Below are 14,271 nucleotides of genomic sequence, written 5' to 3' on the forward strand. Positions count from 1 at the left end.
AACGGTTCACCCGGGCGCCGTCATCCGCGGCGGGCGGCGAGTTGGTCTTCGAGACCGTTGAAGATGGCCTGGAGGCCGAACTCGAAGCTCTTGTCGGGCGCCGCGGCGTAGTCGGCGGCGTCCGCCACTCCGACGCGACTGCGCAACCGCGGGAACTGCATCGCGACTTCGCCGGCCTGCTTCATGGTGTCGCGGAGCACCTCCTCCGCGTCACCCCCGTCACGGCCCAGCCGCCTGTTCAGTGAGGCCGTGGCGGACACGCCGAGGGCGTTGCCGAGCACGAAGGTGAAGACGGCGGCTGCGGCCCGGTCCGCCTCCGCGTCGACGAATCCGGCCGTTTCGTAAACGGCGAGGCTGCGGTCGTCGTAGCGCGCCTTGCCCGTGCCGTAGAAGATGTAGGAGGCGAACGCCTGCACGAGCCAGGGGTGCCTGGTGAGCATGGCGTAGAGGTCGGTGGCCAGGCAGGTGGCCGCCGTGCGCCAATCGACCGTGTCGAGGTCGGGCATCTCGATCTCGTGCCACACCTGGTCGCCGGCGAGCCTGACGAGGTTGTCCTTGCTCTTGACGTGCCAGTAGACCGCCGTCGCGGCGGAGTCGAGCCGTTTGCCCAGGCTGCGCATGTTCAAGCCCTCAAGGCCGTCGGCGTCCAGCAGCTCGACGGCGGTCCGGACGATCTGTTCCCGGGTCAGCGTGTCGCGCGGCATGGGTTCACGATAGGGCACGCGACTCCGACTTGCACAATGTTCAAGGAAGTATTTGCACTTTGTTCAAGTTCTGTTCTGGATTCCACTTGAACAGGGTGCAAGTCGTTGCGGAGCGAAACCGTCGCACCCGCCCGGCCGCGGTCCGTCCCGGAAGGAAACCTTAAACAATCCGTAAGCGGGCTCCGCCAAGCTGAAGGCAGATGAAAACAGCGGGCCGGACAGACCCGCGGCCCTCGCGGCACCACCCCGAAAGGAAACACCTCATGCGCAAGTTCAAGCTCCAGGTTCAGGTCAGCGTCGACGGCTACATGGCCGGCCCGAACGGGGAGATGGATTGGATGACGTTCCCCTGGACCGACGACATCAACGCCTACATCGCGGCGCTCACCGAATCGGTCGACTGCATCGTGTTGGGCCGCAAGCTCGCCGAGGGGTTCATCCCGACTTGGGCCTCCCAGCCCGAGGGTGAGGACAAGGAGGCCATCGACTGGATGAACAACACGCCCAAGGTCGTGATCTCCGACTCCCTCACCGAGTCGCCCTGGGAGAACGCCACCGTCGCCGGCGGCGATCTCGCCGAGACCGTGAACCGGCTCAAGGCCCAGCCCGGCGGGGACATGATCACCTACGGAGGCGGCACGCTCGTGTCGAGCCTGATCGCCAAGGGCCTGCTCGACGAACTCCACCTGTTCGTCAACCCGACCGCGATCGGCACCGGAATGCCCGTGTTCGCCAACATCGGCGCCTACCAGCGGCTCAGCCTCGTCACTGCTCAACCGTTCGACTGCGGGATCACCGCGCTGCGCTTCGAGCCGAAGCGCTCCTGAGCACGGCCGCCCCGCTCCTTCCGCGGGAGAGCGAGGTTGACCCGCACCCGCCCGCGAACGCCTTTCGAGAGCGTCAGCCGGTACCGAGCTTTCGAGAGCGTCAGCCGGTACCGAGAAGGGCGAACCGCTGGGCGAACGCGGACATCTCATCCCGCTGCCGCTCCGGTTCCGCCGCGGCGGGGCTGACCACGAGGCGGGTCACCCCCTGCGCGGCGAACGTCTCGACCCGTTCAGCGGACATGTCGATCGACCCCCATCGCGTGTACTCCAGCGCGTCGGGGTCGCGGCCGGCCTCGTAGGCGGTGGCCCGGGCCAGCTCCAGCTGGATAGCGCGCTCCTCGGGAGTGATCGCGCCTCCGGGGAAGTAGCCGTCGCCGCGCCGCCCGGCTCGGCGCGCGGCCGCCCGGCTCGACCCGCCGACGTGGATCGGCAGGTGCGTGACCCCATGGGGCTTCGGGTAACTGCACACCTGGTCGAAGCCGAAGAACTCGCCGTCGAAGCTGACGCCCTCCTCACCGCCCTCCCACAGCAGCCGCAGCACGTCGATGGCCTCGTCGGTACGGCGTCCGCGCGTGCTGAAGTCGGCTCCCACCGCCCTGGCCTCGCCGGGCAGGGTGCCCAGCCCCACGGTCAGCAACCGCATCCGCCCCTTGGACAGCACGTCGATGGTCGCCAGCCGCTTGGCCAGGACCACCGGGTGGTGGTACGGCAGCAGCAGCACGGCTGTGCCGAGCAGGATGCGCCGGGTGGCCGCCGCGACGAAGCCCAGGCAGTCGAGTGGATCGGGGTAGGGCAGCGACGGCGGGAACTCGAAGGGGCCGATCGCGGCGCCGGGATACAGCACGATGTGCTCCGGTAGGTACAGCCCTTCGAAGCCACAGTCCTCGGCATGCCGGGCATAGTCCACGAGCTTGTCGGGGTCGACGCCGCCGGCCGTGGAGTAGCTGATCGCGAATTTCATCGTCACTCCCCGGATTGGTGTTCGCGATCACCCTAGAACCCTGTCACCGGCGTCAAGGCAAGCACGGAATCGATCTTGATCTGATCGACCTGGGCATCGGTGATGGTCCGCGGCACTCCGGGACGCGGCTCATCGGCCAGGCCGTCCAGACGGCGGACCAAGAACCGGGCCCGCCATCTGGTCACCGTGCCCCGGCTGACCCGAAGCCGGGCCGCCACGGCGGTGTTACTCCTGCCCTCGGCGCGCGCCAACACGATCCGTGCACGCAGGGACAGGCCCTGAGCGGTCGAACGACGCTTGGCCCGTTCTTGAAGGACCCGTCGCTCTTCTACGGTTAATTCCAGTGGTTCCAGTCTGCTGTCACCCATCAGCCCAGCACACCGCTCCCGGCCGGATAACGCACCAGTTCCTCACAGAAGAGGCTGAGGGCACCTCATGAGGCGAACGTTCACCTCAAGACCGGGACACTAGGCTGACGGGTTATGGCCCACTACAGCCGCGTTTATACAGCCGTCATCGATGTTCCCGACGCCGACCACCCCGCCGAGCTGGCGTTCTGGCGCGGGGCGACCGGCTGGGAACTGCCGCAGTTCGAGCAGGTGCCCGAGTTCCACGGATCGCGGGCGCCGCACGGTCATTTCGCCCTGCTGGTGCAGCATCTCGGCGAGGGCGCGCCCCGGGTGCACCTCGACTTTCACACCTCCGACCTGGAGGCGGAGGCGTCGCGGCTGGAGAAGCTCGGCGCCGTCCGGGTGGAGCGGACGGACCGCTGGTGGATCATGCGCGACCCTGCGGGCCTGCCGTTCTGCGTGATCCAGGACCCGCCCGGCATGCTCGACGACACCAACGCCCAGCGCTGGGACTAGTCACCTGAGCACCGCCTGGAACACGGCGTCCGCGTGCTCCGGGGTGGGATCGCCGCCGGCCAGCAGGAAGCGGAACCAGATGGGCGCGGCCAGCAGGTCCGCCAGGATCTGCGGATCGGTGTCGGTCAGGCGGCCGCCGGCTTGGACTCGCCGGATACGCTCCACGGTCACCGTACGCGTCGGGAGATAGACACGCTCGTGCCACATCCGCGCGAGGTCGGCGTCGTGCTGCGCCGCGCCGACCAGGCCGCTGATGACCGGGCCCGTGTTCGGATCGGCCAGCATGACCGCGACACTGCGCAGCCAGGTTCGCAGGTCTTCCAGATCGTCTCCGGTCGCGGTGAAGCCGATGGCCGGGGAGACCTCCTCCATCATCGCGTCCAGGATGACGGCGCCCTTGGAGGGCCACCAGCGGTAGATCGTCGGCTTGCCGACCCCCGCTCTGCTCGCGATGCCCTCGATGGTGACCTTGGCGTACGGCTGCTCGACGCACAGATCCCAGGCGGCGCGCAGGATCGCCGTACGGGAGCGTTCCCTTCTGCGTGAGTGATCAGCCATGCCGCCCATCGGTGGCTGGGAAAGCCTGCCGCTACAGATCGCCTACCAAAGGCGATGGGATCTGCATGTGCCCGCGGAGGCCAAGGCGGCCTACAAGAACCCCACCAACGGTGCGGTCGTGGTCGATCTCGGTGATGCGCCACAGACCATGAACGCCACGACGTCGAAGCTCGACCTTCCGGCTCACCTCGCAGAGGTCCGCTGGTCGGGCCTGGACGTCCTGCCACACCTGACCACGCTGAGATGGTCAGGATCCGATCGCGGTTTCACCGAGGCCGTTGCCAGCCGGCCTATGATCCAGCATCTGATCTGGGACGACCCACCGGCCGTCGTGGATCTGAGCGCGACGCACCTGACCGAGCTCGCAATCTGCGGCACCGGGCCGCGGCACCTCCGCCTCCCGCCCGGATTGATGGATCTCCGGCTGACGGCCGAGCCACCCCAGATCGTCGAAGCGGCCGAGGAGGGCCGGTGGATCCAGCTGACCATGGCCTCGCCCGCTCCCATTCCGAGTGGTCTGCGCGGGATTCGTCATCTCGACCTGCGGGTGACGGATGATCTGTCTCTGGCCGCGCTAGGTGCCCTGATCGGCCTGGAGTCGTTGCGCATCCGGTGGAGGCGACCTTATGGCCGACTGCTGGACACCGCCGACCTGAGCCGATGGCAGCGGTTGCACACGCTGCAGCTCACCGACGCGTACGGCGTTGACGCGTCCTCCCTGCCGCACCCCGCCACATCCCTACGCCGCCTGAGCGTCGCGGGGGTCCGGCGCAGCCAGGTCAAACCGATCAAGGCCCGCTACAAGGGTGCACCCGTGCACGTGACCCTTCAGGGCGCCAAGTCCGACATCTGGCTGGCGGCCAATGTCGACAACTCACTGCGCGACTGGGTCGATGACGACGAACGGGCAGGTAATGCCGCATGCAAGGCCTACGCGTCCGCACTTCGCGCCATCGAACACCTGCCTGCCTGCGATTCCGCCAAAGCGGCCGACGCTCGGCCGATCCTCCAGAACCTGATCAAGAAACTCAACGCGATCGACGAACGCTACGAGATCATCGACACGCTCAGGCGGGAGCAGGCCGCAGATGTGTTCTTCGAGCTGGCACGGCGTGCCGGTGTCCCGGACTCCGAGACGGCCGACTGGTTCGACGAGTGGCGCGACTTCTAGGACCGTGACAGTCGGGCAATATCACAAAGCGCCCGGCAGGCCACGAAAGACGCCCATGTCTACCACCACGACACCGACTTCAGACGCCTGACCTACGAGCCCGGCAAGCCGCCGGTGTTGAAACTGGAGTTCGTCTACGATCCGCAGTGGGCCCCGCCCGAGCTTTCCAGAACGCCTGTTGTGGTCTTCCGGCTTGAGGATGTCCGTCTTGTCGAGTGGCGCGAGGACCAGGAAGGCCATGACTGCGTGACTGCTCACCTGAATGCCCCATCTGGGTAGATCGCGCTCTTCGACTGGGACGGCACCGACCTGTTCACGCTGGATACCTTCACGCTGCGTTTGGCATTTCAGGCGTCCCGGGTAGCGGTGACCGTGCGGGCGTAGAGAAAACCGCCGCCAAGATGAGTCACTGGCCAGGCCACTTCTCTCCCATGCGACATCGTGCACTACTGCGTACCATTTCCTCATGCTTCCGGTATGACTGCTATGGGCGATCGTCACGCTCTCAGCGACGTAACTTCAGCCCTTCAACCTCAGAAGCATCGGCGCTCACCGCCTGAGGCAGTACACCTTCGCCTCCAGCCGCCGGCGGTCGAGCCGGGTCGTCCGTTGTAAGCGTTGACGCTTACCCGCGCTGCGTCACCCAGTCTGACCTGATACCGCGACGAGTTCTAAGCCGTCAGCATCACAGCGCATGCTTGAGGTCGTTGCTGTCACTGGAGATCAAAAAAGCCCCGAACGATGATCGTTCGAGGCGTCTCTGCTGCTCAGATGGTGTGGTCAGGGGCGGGGTCGAACCGCCGACCTTCCGCTTTTCAGGCGGACGCTCGTACCGACTGAGCTACCTGACCTTGGTGGTGGGTTGAGCACCTACCAGAGCGGTCCTGACGGGACTTGAACCCGCGACCTCCACCTTGACAGGGTGGCGAGCACTCCAAACTGCTCTACAGGACCTTGCTTGACTGGAAGTTTTCGCTTCCGTCTTTCTTGCCTTGCTTAGCTTACCAGTTCTTCGGAGGTCTTCGACCTGCCGTTTCCCTGGCGAGCTTTCGCTCGGCCGTGCCCCCAACGGGATTCGAACCCGTGTCGCCGCCTTGAAAGGGCGGTGTCCTAGGCCACTAGACGATGGGGGCTCGGAATTCTCATTCCGTTCCGTTGCCGTCTTCCGCTGGAGACCTCTGAAGCATAGGGGACTTTTGCCCCCGATGCCAAAGCGGCTTCCCGGCTTACGGCGCCACGGTGCCGCTGGCCGATCCCGTTGGAGACGGGGCGGTCGTGGGCACAGGAGAAATTGTACGGCCAGGGTCGGTCTCAACGTGACGTTCGATCTGAACAGATTGCTCGCCGAGGCCTCCCAACGTGATGTCGTCCCAGGCCCGCAGGCGATGCGACTTGCGATCGAAGTACAGAACCGAGGCTGCGACGGGGGTGGGTTCGTCGTGTTCCAGGGCGCGTAGACCGGCTCCGCCGGTGGAACCCTGGACGAGAAGGCGGCTTCCGGAGGGAAGCATCTCGGTCGATCGTTCGTGAGAATGACCGGCGAGAATCATCGGAGCCGCACCGGAGAACGCCCTGGCGATCGTCGGGTCGTGCACCGCCACGAGGTCCGCCGGCCCGGGAGCCTGTCCGAGCCGGGCGGCGTGGGTCCGCCCCACCTCGGTGAGGGACTCGGGGTCGGAGTCGACGGCCACGGACTTGTCGGGCGTGAACCGTGGGTCACCGAGGCCGTAGATGCGCAGTCCCGCCACGGTCTTGGCGGAGTCGTCGAGGACGACCGCGTTCTTCTGCCTGCCGACGGCCCGCTGGGTGGCCTTGGAATCGTGGTTGCCCCTGACGAAGACGTACGGCACGCCGAAGCTGCCGATCTCCTCGACGAACTTGTCCTCGGGGCCGGTCCCGTGGTCGGTCAGATCACCGGTGTCCACGATCGCATCGATCTTGAACTGGTCGGTGATCGAGTGCATGAGATTCCAGGCGATGGGACTGAGGTGAATGTCGGAGACGTGCAGCACCCGGATCGACGCGGGATCGGAGTCGTAGACCGGCAGGGCCGAGACCGTGTCGTAAAGCTGGGAGACGTTGTTGACGAGCTTGGCGAGCTGGACCCGGTAGGACTCGAATTTGGTCACGATCGACTCGGCGTCGCCCACCAGGGTCGGCGCCCCGGCCAGCAGGCCGGTGTATTTCGGTTCGACCACCGACTTGGGGCGAAACGTCAAGACGACGGCCGCGCCCGTACCGGCGATCAGGACGACGGCGCTCAGCAGGCCAGCCAGGGCCGGTCCGGGGCGGCGAAAGACGATCAGCGAGACGACGAGGGCGCCCACCAGGCCGCAGAGGGCGGCGCGCAGGATCAGCGTCTTGACTCCCTCGCGCAGCTCCTTCTCCAGCAGGGCCGGAAGCCGGTCGGAGAGGCGCGGGTCCTCCAGCAGCGCGCCGGCCCGGGTGGGATTGATGTTCTCCAGGGTGATGCGCAGGCCGACCGGGGCGTTGTGAGTGTCGAACAGGAGCGTGCCCAGCGGGTGGGCGTCCACGACGGTCTCTCCCGACCACGAGGGCTCCGCCGACATTCCGATCTCCACGGGGCCGACGTTGGTGTGTACCGCGCCGCCGAGCGCGATGCCCAGCCATGCTCCGCTCACGGCGACGAGCATCACCGCCACCGCGCGCGCGATTCGCCCCGTCGCGAGGCGACGGAGGCGCTGGGTCCAGTCCGTGACATCCATGCGGCTCCCCCTTACCCGAAAACACGGGGCACAATGGCGGGTGTGATCGAGGTCTCGAGAGAGAAGTTCGAAGAGCTCGTGGCCGGCGCACTGGACACGATCCCTCCCGAGCTGACGAGAGTCATGGACAATGTGGTCGTGGTGGTCGTGGACGATCCGCCTGAGCCGGATCTTCTGGGCCTGTACACGGGCATACCTCTCACCGAGCGTGGCGAGTGGTACGCAGGAGTGTTACCCGACCGGATCGAGATCTACCGCAACCCGATCCGCTCCATCTGCGAGACCGAGGACGATGTGGTGCGGGAGGTGCGAATCACCGTGATCCACGAGATCGCTCACCATTTCGGCATCGACGATGACAAGCTGCACACCCTCGGCTGGTAGCCAAAGCCGCGCTGCACATCGATCTTCCACATGACCGAGATTTCCCAATTTACGATTACAGCTTGCATGAGGTTGATTGCTTTCAGTTGCGCGCCGACACTTCAACGGGCACCGTAGGTTACGCAACGAACACCCACAGTCAATACGCCTGTAAGCCCAGCGGAGTCCTATGGCGGCCACCAGGCCCGGCCGGATACCTGGGCGGCACCGCCGCCCGGTCGAGCGCCAAGCGACCTACGGCGAGGTCATCGCCATCAGGGAGTTTCGCGCGCTCTGGATCGGCCAGGCGCTCTCCCTCCTCGGCGACCAGCTTTCGCGAGTCGCGCTGTCCGTTCTCGTATTCGAACGGACGGAATCACCTCTGGCCACCGCGTCGGTCTACGCGCTGACCTATCTCCCGCCGATCATCGGTGGCCCGCTGCTCGCGAGCCTCGCCGATCGCTACGCCCGGCGGCACATCATGATCATCTGCGATCTGCTCCGCGCCGGACTGGTCGCTCTCATGGCCGTTCCCACGACCTCGTTCGCCGTCCTGTGCTCGCTGGTCTTCTGCGTGGTGCTGCTCAGCGCCCCGTTCTCGGCGGCCAGGGCGGCGCTGCTGCCCGAGCTTCTCGAAGGGGACCGCTATGTCGCGGGTTCGGCGCTGCAGAACATGACCAACCAGGGCGCCCAGATGCTGGGTTTCGCCCTCGGCGGTGCCCTGATCATGGCGATGGGCCCGTACCGTGCACTGGCCCTGGACGCTTCCACGTTTCTCGCCTCGGCACTCATCCTGGTCTCGGGAGTACGGCGACGCCCCGCCCCCATCGAGGCCGATGCCGACCGGCCCTCCATGTGGACCATGACCCGTGCCGGATCCAGGCTCGTCTTCGGCGACCCCCGGCTGCGAACGCTGGTGCTCTTCGCCTGGCTGTGCGGCTTCTACGTGCTTCCCGAGGGGATCGCGACCCCCTACGCCGCCACCCTGACCGACGATCCTCGACAGATCTCGCTGGTCTCCGGCCTGCTGATGGGCGCGATGCCGACCGGGACGGTCATCGGGGCGTTCCTGTTCAGCCGATACGTCAACCCGTCGGCGCGGCTTCGCGCGATGGGCTGGATGGCGATGCTGACCTGTGCGCCATTGATCCTGTGCGTGATGGAGCCGCCCCTCGCCGTGGTGCTGGCGCTGTGGTTCGTCTCAGGCGTCGGCGGCGCCTACCAGCTCGCGGCCAACGCCGCGTTCGTGCAGTGCGTGCCGCCCGAACGGCGGGGCCTGGCCTTCGGGCTCGTGCAATCAGGTCTGCTGGCCTCTCAGGGCGTCGGCATCCTCCTCGGCGGCGTCGTCGCCGCCGAGCTCGGTCCCGCTCCCGTGGTAGCGCTGGCGGGCGCGGCCGGTCTGCTCGTCGCGGCCGCGCTGGCCATGCTCTGGTCCGGATCCCGTAAGGAGATCATCGAGAAGGTTCGCGCCGAGGCGACCGTCTGAGTCATGCCTGGGGCTTGGACTCGTCATCGTGCCGGGGCACCGTGTTCCGGGGTGCCGTGTCCTGCGGGACGTTGTTCTGCGGGGCCGCGGGGGCGGGATACTGCGGAGCCGGGTCCTGGTGGGTCGGGTAGTGCGGAGCCGGCGTGTCGTGGGGGGCCGGATACTCCGGGGCCGCGCCCGGGTGGCTCGGGTAGTGCGACGCCCGGTTCTGGGTGGCCTTGGCCCAGTTCTGCTCGACCTTGGACCTGACGTCCTGCCAGACCGGGTTGTCCTTGTTCTGGTCGACCAGATCGTGGACGATCGACCTGTCCTTGCCCTCGTCGGGCAGGAGCAGCCAGCCGATCGCGTAGAGCCCCACTCCGAGGCCGCCGAAGATGGTGGCGACGGCGAGGGCCACACGGATGATGTTGGGATCGATTCCGATGTAGCGTCCCAGACCGGAGGCCACACCCGCGATGATGCGCCCGTCCCTGGTCCTGCGGAGCTTCCTGGCGCCCGAGAAGTCGTTTTCGTTCATGTCTTCAGACTGCCCGACAAACAGCGCCGCTCACATAGGGATTCCCCCTGGCGGGACCCTGACATGCCACCCCGGGACACCGGCAATACCCTGACAGGGGCCGACGAGAGAGGAACACCCCATGGACGACCTCCTGCGCATCGACGACGGACTCTCCGAAGAGCAGCGTCTCATCCGCGACACCGTCAAGGAGTTCGTCGCGGACAGGGTTCTCCCCCACGTGGGCGACTGGTTCGAGGACGCCGTCTTCCCTGCCCGCGAGCTCGGCCCGGTCCTCGGCTCGCTCGGTGTGCTCGGCATGCACCTGGAGGGGTACGGCTGCGCGGGCCTGGACGCCGTCTCGTACGGCGTCGCCTGCCGGGAGCTGGAGGCCGGGGACTCGGGGCTGCGCTCGTTCGTCTCCGTGCAGGGATCGCTGGCCATGTTCCCGATCTGGAAGTACGGCTCCGCGGAGCAGAAAGAGGAATGGCTGCCCCGGATGGCCGCGGGCGAGGCGATCGGCTGCTTCGGCCTCACCGAACCCGACCACGGCTCCGATCCGGCGAACATGCGCACCCACGCCAAGCAGGACTCCTCCGGCGACTGGATCCTCAACGGCGCCAAGATGTGGATCACCAACGGCTCCATCGCCGACGTCGCCGTGGTCTGGGCCCAGACCGAGGACGGCATCCGCGGCTTCGCGGTCCCCACCGACACGCCCGGCTTCTCCGCCCCGGAGATCCACAAGAAGCTGTCCCTACGGGCCTCGGTGACCTCGTCCCTGTACTTCGACGACGTCCGCCTTCCCGCGTCAGCCGTACTGCCCGGGGTCCGTGGCCTGAAAGGACCGCTGTCGTGCCTCTCTGAGGCCCGCTTCGGCATCCTGTGGGGCGTCGTGGGCGCGGCTCGCGCCTGCCTGGAGTCGGCCGTCGACTACTCCAGGACCCGCGTCCAGTTCGGCAAGCCCATCGGCGGCTTCCAGTTGACCCAGGAGAAACTCGCCTGGATGTACGTGGGCATGAGCCAGACCCAGCTCACCGCCCTCCATCTGGGCCGTCTGAAGGACGCCGGCGCCCTCACCCCGCAGCAGGTCAGCTTCGGCAAGCTCGCCAACGTCCGCGCCGCCCTGGACATCGCCCGCCAGTCGCGCTCGATCCTCGGCGCCAACGGCGTCACGCTGGAATACCCGGTGATCCGGCACATGACCAACCTGGAGAGCGTCCTGACATACGAGGGCACCGAGGAGGTCCACCTCCTCACCCTGGGCAGGGCCCTCACCGGGCTGGACGCCTTCCACTGAGGCGCGGGCCGGTGAGGCGCGGGCCGGACCGGGCCCCGCCGTACGCGCCGTGGCCTCCCCGACGGGGGTCTGCCGGTACGGCGGGCGGGGTCCCGGCTAGCGCCGCCGGGCCTGCCGCTGCGGCAGGCCGCAGGGGCGCCACTGCGGCGCTTGAGCCGCCCGATCCAGCTCGCGTCGCCAGGAGAGACCCTGGCGCAGGTAGAAGCGGAGCAACTCCGCGGTGGCATGGGCGTCGGGCAGCGCCGCGTGGGCGTTCGCGAACGGGATGCCCACGCGCTCGCAGCAGGCGCCGAGGGTCCACTTCCCGTCTGGGACGAAGTCCGGGGCGAGCCGCTGGGTGCACAGGGTCTCGGTCAGCCAGTGGCTGCCCGGCAGGACTTTGAGGAAGCGCAGGTCGAAAGAGATGTTGTGGGCCACCAGAACCCGCCCGGCGATCCGCTGCCACACCTCGTCCAGCACCTCCTCGATCACCGGCGCGCCGTCGACCATCGCTTCGGTGATGCCATGGACGTGCACGGCCCCGGTGCCGCGCCGAGGATCGATCAGCGAGTGCCACTCGTCGACGGTCGTGCCGTCGGCGTCCAGGGAGACGAGCGCGATCTCGCAGATCCGGTCCCCCTTCGCCGGAGAGAAACCCGTGGTCTCCACGTCAACCACGACATACCCTTGCCTTGCGGACATGCGGGAACCGTGGGCGGGCTCAAGCCCTGAGCTCGTCATAGCTGCCACTTTATGAGAGCCTGCTCCCCGTTCTGCCAGCTATTGGGTAAACAGGTGATCGCCCACAGGCCTGGCGACGGGCGTTAGTGGACACTATCCTCGGTACGCTGTCTCCAGCGGGGCGTTAGCTCAATGGTTAGAGCTGCGGACTTTTAATCCGTAGGTTCTGGGTTCGAGTCCCAGGCGCCCTACCAGCAAAAACACCCCCGGAACGATCATGTTCCGGGGGTGTTTGCCAACGGCTTTGCTAACACGGGTGCGAGTGGGAGGCCTTGAGGGCCCGACCTGCGCCCATGGCCTGTACGGCGCCTGCCGAAAACGCCGTCCACGCAGTTCAAGCGGCATGTGAGTATTCGTGGAGGACCCCGCCGAGCCGGTCTCGTCGGCGTACGTTCAGGTCGACGGCTGTGGCCGGATCGGTGGTTGGGTCCGGGACGGCGCGTAGTGGAGCCGCCTGGTCCAGGGCTTGATGGGCTCGGTGCTGGTTGTAGAACACCTCATACTCGCGCGGGGCGTGCCGAAGGTGGCGTTCGTTCCAGCGCGAGCAGCGGTCCAGGGGCTCGCGGCGGCACGACCGCATCTACTTCTCCATGACCGAGTTCATCTGCGGCATCCGATATCGGTGAGCGCGGTCTGGATGCCGGCGTCGGCGAGGATCTCCTCCATGGGGGCCGGGAACTTCCTGTCCCGGTCCCTGAGTGCCGGACCCCGGTCGGCGAGGCCGCGCGGCACAGGCTGCCGGCCGGCTTCGTGGCCGTGCGGTGTTCGCGGTGCTCACGGTCGACGCCTCGGTCCGGGGGCATCGGCCAGGTGCTGTGGCTGATGAATCCCGCCAAGCTGGGCGGGGGCGCGGCCGGCCACCCCGGTCGCGGCCGGTCCCGTCCGCTGGTCGATCATTGGGCACAGTAGAGCGTGATCATCCAGTCGTGGAAGGCGCTGATGAGCTTCGTCACCCTGAAGAGCACGGACCTGCCGGCTGAGGAGCGATTCGACTGGTGGTGCGATCTGATCAGCCGTGATGTGGCGCCCACCCGCATCACGAGCGACCACGTCGCCGACTTCAGGGCCACCGCCGGAGCCATCGATCTGAGCGCCGTGCAGCTCACCACCATGTCGTTCCCCGCGCTCAAGTCGGTGCGCACCCCGGCGCTGATCCGCCGCTCCGACCCCGAGGCGTACGAGCTCACCCTAATCGTGGGAGGAGAGATGTGGATCTCCCAGAACGGGGACGACACCCAGATGGGCGTCGGTGACCTGGTGATGTGGCAGACCTCCCGCCCCTACGACGGCGGTGCGTTCGACGGGCCTCGCCAGGCGCAGGCCATCATCGTGCACCTGCCCCGCGCGGACCTGCCCCTGCCCGCGGGGAAGGTCGACGGCCTCCTCTCGCGCAGGATGCCCGCCACCGGCGGGCTGGGCGCGATCCTCGCCACCTACCTCAAGACCCTGGTCCGCGAAGCGCCCGCCATGGCCCCACAGGACGCGAGACGACTGGGTGCCTCCACCCTGGACCTGGCCATGGCCTTCCTGGCCCAAAGCCTGGACGCCCAGCGCTACCTGCCGCCCGAGACCCGGGACCAGACCCTCATGGCGCAGATCCGCACGTTCGTCGAGCACAATCTCGCCGACGCCCAGCTGAGCCCCGGCGCCGTCGCGGCCCGCCACCACATCTCCGTGCGCCACCTGCAGGTGCTCTTCCAGCGCCAGGGCACCACCCTGACCGAGTGGATCAGGCGGCGGCGCCTGGAGCACTGCCGCACCGATCTCGCCGACCCGCGGCTGCGGACGCTGTCGATCCGCGCCATCGCGACCCGGTGGGGGTTCCCTCGTGCCGCGGACTTCAGCCGGTCCTTCCGCGCGGTGTACGGGATGCCGCCCAGGGACTACCGCCACAGCGTCATGGGGCCGCGGGGACAGGGTGCTGCGCCTGGTGCGTAGAAAGTGTGCGCCCAATGCTAACGACTGCGGGACGCCGCCATAGCAAGCTGTCGGGGGCGTGGGTGATGAGCGCGGCCGGCCGCCACGATGGCAACGGTGATCAGTATGCCCCGTGACCCTGCGCCGTTCCTTACCCCTCCTTACCCCTCCTTACC

General features: G+C 67.4%; 15 protein-coding genes and 4 tRNA genes. 8 read left to right on the forward strand and 11 right to left on the reverse strand.

Translation table 11 applies throughout. The annotated features are described in order from the left end of the window. Positions 1 to 20: 20 nt before the first annotated feature. A complete protein-coding gene (locus ACQPYK_RS46195; RefSeq protein WP_433246972.1) occupies positions 21 to 704 on the reverse strand; it encodes a TetR/AcrR family transcriptional regulator in 684 nt (227 codons plus the stop codon). Positions 705 to 967: 263 nt separating this feature from the next. Here ACQPYK_RS46195 and ACQPYK_RS46200 point away from each other — a divergent pair, with 263 nt between their 5' ends. Then, the gene (locus ACQPYK_RS46200) at positions 968 to 1,531 is read left to right on the forward strand and encodes a dihydrofolate reductase family protein (RefSeq protein ID WP_433246975.1); all 564 of its coding nucleotides are present in this window, start codon (positions 968 to 970) and stop codon (positions 1,529 to 1,531) included. Between the two features lie 100 nt (positions 1,532 to 1,631). Here the strand turns inward: ACQPYK_RS46200 and ACQPYK_RS46205 are convergent, their stop codons facing one another. Further along, positions 1,632 to 2,492, reverse strand: a complete 861-nt coding sequence (locus ACQPYK_RS46205) for a TIGR03619 family F420-dependent LLM class oxidoreductase (protein WP_433246978.1) — start codon at positions 2,490 to 2,492, stop codon at positions 1,632 to 1,634. A gap of 32 nt (positions 2,493 to 2,524) precedes the next feature. Beyond that, complete coding sequence (locus ACQPYK_RS46210) at positions 2,525 to 2,860, reverse strand: helix-turn-helix domain-containing protein (protein ID WP_433246981.1); 336 nt, start codon at positions 2,858 to 2,860, stop codon at positions 2,525 to 2,527. 114 nt (positions 2,861 to 2,974) lie between these two features. Here ACQPYK_RS46210 and ACQPYK_RS46215 point away from each other — a divergent pair, with 114 nt between their 5' ends. Then, complete coding sequence (locus ACQPYK_RS46215; protein ID WP_433246983.1) at positions 2,975 to 3,358, forward strand: VOC family protein; 384 nt, start codon at positions 2,975 to 2,977, stop codon at positions 3,356 to 3,358. Here ACQPYK_RS46215 and ACQPYK_RS46220 read toward each other — a convergent pair whose 3' ends face one another. Beyond that, the gene (locus tag ACQPYK_RS46220) at positions 3,359 to 3,916 is read right to left on the reverse strand and encodes a TetR/AcrR family transcriptional regulator (protein ID WP_433246986.1); all 558 of its coding nucleotides are present in this window, start codon (positions 3,914 to 3,916) and stop codon (positions 3,359 to 3,361) included. Between ACQPYK_RS46220 and ACQPYK_RS46225 the strand changes: the two genes are divergently transcribed. Then, on the forward strand, positions 3,915 to 5,087 hold the full coding sequence (locus ACQPYK_RS46225; RefSeq protein ID WP_433246989.1) for a hypothetical protein: 1,173 nt from the start codon (positions 3,915 to 3,917) through the stop codon (positions 5,085 to 5,087). The two genes, ACQPYK_RS46220 and ACQPYK_RS46225, sit on opposite strands and share 2 nt — an antisense overlap. Before the next feature lie 21 nt (positions 5,088 to 5,108). Here ACQPYK_RS46225 and ACQPYK_RS46230 read toward each other — a convergent pair whose 3' ends face one another. The 5 genes from ACQPYK_RS46230 to ACQPYK_RS46250 all read right to left on the reverse strand — a co-directional run bounded on the left by ACQPYK_RS46230 (position 5,109) and on the right by ACQPYK_RS46250 (position 7,813). Further along, positions 5,109 to 5,327 carry a hypothetical protein gene (locus ACQPYK_RS46230; RefSeq protein ID WP_433246992.1) on the reverse strand — a complete coding sequence of 73 codons (219 nt, stop codon included), beginning with the start codon at positions 5,325 to 5,327 and terminating at the stop codon, positions 5,109 to 5,111. 537 nt (positions 5,328 to 5,864) lie between these two features. Further along, positions 5,865 to 5,938, reverse strand: a tRNA-Phe gene (locus ACQPYK_RS46235). Positions 5,939 to 5,966: 28 nt separating this feature from the next. After that, a tRNA-Asp gene (locus tag ACQPYK_RS46240) sits at positions 5,967 to 6,041 on the reverse strand. Positions 6,042 to 6,147: 106 nt separating this feature from the next. Continuing rightward, positions 6,148 to 6,220 (reverse strand) — tRNA-Glu (locus ACQPYK_RS46245). 93 nt (positions 6,221 to 6,313) lie between these two features. Then, on the reverse strand, positions 6,314 to 7,813 hold the full coding sequence (locus ACQPYK_RS46250; protein ID WP_433246995.1) for a metallophosphoesterase family protein: 1,500 nt from the start codon (positions 7,811 to 7,813) through the stop codon (positions 6,314 to 6,316). Positions 7,814 to 7,846: 33 nt separating this feature from the next. Here ACQPYK_RS46250 and ACQPYK_RS46255 point away from each other — a divergent pair, with 33 nt between their 5' ends. Then, positions 7,847 to 8,197, forward strand: a complete 351-nt coding sequence (locus ACQPYK_RS46255; protein ID WP_433246998.1) for a metallopeptidase family protein — start codon at positions 7,847 to 7,849, stop codon at positions 8,195 to 8,197. Between the two features lie 169 nt (positions 8,198 to 8,366). Next, a complete protein-coding gene (locus ACQPYK_RS46260) occupies positions 8,367 to 9,662 on the forward strand; it encodes an MFS transporter (protein ID WP_433247001.1) in 1,296 nt (431 codons plus the stop codon). A 1-nt stretch (position 9,663) separates the two neighbouring features. Here ACQPYK_RS46260 and ACQPYK_RS46265 read toward each other — a convergent pair whose 3' ends face one another. Further along, positions 9,664 to 10,179 (reverse strand): PspC domain-containing protein, encoded by a 516-nt coding sequence (locus tag ACQPYK_RS46265; RefSeq protein ID WP_433247004.1) that lies wholly within the window; start codon positions 10,177 to 10,179, stop codon positions 9,664 to 9,666. Positions 10,180 to 10,300: 121 nt separating this feature from the next. Here ACQPYK_RS46265 and ACQPYK_RS46270 point away from each other — a divergent pair, with 121 nt between their 5' ends. After that, positions 10,301 to 11,458 (forward strand): acyl-CoA dehydrogenase family protein, encoded by a 1,158-nt coding sequence (locus ACQPYK_RS46270; RefSeq protein WP_433247007.1) that lies wholly within the window; start codon positions 10,301 to 10,303, stop codon positions 11,456 to 11,458. A gap of 96 nt (positions 11,459 to 11,554) precedes the next feature. On the opposite strand, the gene ACQPYK_RS46275 is transcribed toward ACQPYK_RS46270, so the two are convergent. Beyond that, positions 11,555 to 12,139 (reverse strand): 3'-5' exonuclease, encoded by a 585-nt coding sequence (locus ACQPYK_RS46275; RefSeq protein WP_433247010.1) that lies wholly within the window; start codon positions 12,137 to 12,139, stop codon positions 11,555 to 11,557. 157 nt (positions 12,140 to 12,296) lie between these two features. Between ACQPYK_RS46275 and ACQPYK_RS46280 the strand changes: the two genes are divergently transcribed. Together ACQPYK_RS46280 and ACQPYK_RS46285 are read left to right on the forward strand one after the other, a co-directional pair. Next, positions 12,297 to 12,372, forward strand: a tRNA-Lys gene (locus ACQPYK_RS46280). A gap of 718 nt (positions 12,373 to 13,090) precedes the next feature. Then, entirely contained in the window at positions 13,091 to 14,116 is a 1,026-nt protein-coding gene (locus ACQPYK_RS46285; RefSeq protein ID WP_433247013.1) for a helix-turn-helix domain-containing protein, read from the forward strand. The last annotated feature ends 155 nt before the right edge of the window (positions 14,117 to 14,271 follow it).

Source organism: Streptosporangium sp. CA-135522 (assembly GCF_050949235.1).
GTDB lineage: Bacteria > Actinomycetota > Actinomycetes > Streptosporangiales > Streptosporangiaceae > Streptosporangium.

Coding starts and splice junctions, on each gene's coding strand:
- ACQPYK_RS46195 (WP_433246972.1), bottom strand. CDS start 704: ATGCCGCGCGACACGCTGACCCGGGAACAGATCGTCCGGACCGCCGTC.
- ACQPYK_RS46200 (WP_433246975.1), top strand. CDS start 968: ATGCGCAAGTTCAAGCTCCAGGTTCAGGTCAGCGTCGACGGCTACATG.
- ACQPYK_RS46205 (WP_433246978.1), bottom strand. CDS start 2,492: ATGAAATTCGCGATCAGCTACTCCACGGCCGGCGGCGTCGACCCCGAC.
- ACQPYK_RS46210 (WP_433246981.1), bottom strand. CDS start 2,860: ATGGGTGACAGCAGACTGGAACCACTGGAATTAACCGTAGAAGAGCGA.
- ACQPYK_RS46215 (WP_433246983.1), top strand. CDS start 2,975: ATGGCCCACTACAGCCGCGTTTATACAGCCGTCATCGATGTTCCCGAC.
- ACQPYK_RS46225 (WP_433246989.1), top strand. CDS start 3,915: ATGCCGCCCATCGGTGGCTGGGAAAGCCTGCCGCTACAGATCGCCTAC.
- ACQPYK_RS46220 (WP_433246986.1), bottom strand. CDS start 3,916: ATGGCTGATCACTCACGCAGAAGGGAACGCTCCCGTACGGCGATCCTG.
- ACQPYK_RS46230 (WP_433246992.1), bottom strand. CDS start 5,327: ATGGCCTTCCTGGTCCTCGCGCCACTCGACAAGACGGACATCCTCAAG.
- ACQPYK_RS46250 (WP_433246995.1), bottom strand. CDS start 7,813: ATGGATGTCACGGACTGGACCCAGCGCCTCCGTCGCCTCGCGACGGGG.
- ACQPYK_RS46255 (WP_433246998.1), top strand. CDS start 7,847: ATGGCGGGTGTGATCGAGGTCTCGAGAGAGAAGTTCGAAGAGCTCGTG.
- ACQPYK_RS46260 (WP_433247001.1), top strand. CDS start 8,367: ATGGCGGCCACCAGGCCCGGCCGGATACCTGGGCGGCACCGCCGCCCG.
- ACQPYK_RS46265 (WP_433247004.1), bottom strand. CDS start 10,179: ATGAACGAAAACGACTTCTCGGGCGCCAGGAAGCTCCGCAGGACCAGG.
- ACQPYK_RS46270 (WP_433247007.1), top strand. CDS start 10,301: ATGGACGACCTCCTGCGCATCGACGACGGACTCTCCGAAGAGCAGCGT.
- ACQPYK_RS46275 (WP_433247010.1), bottom strand. CDS start 12,139: ATGTCCGCAAGGCAAGGGTATGTCGTGGTTGACGTGGAGACCACGGGT.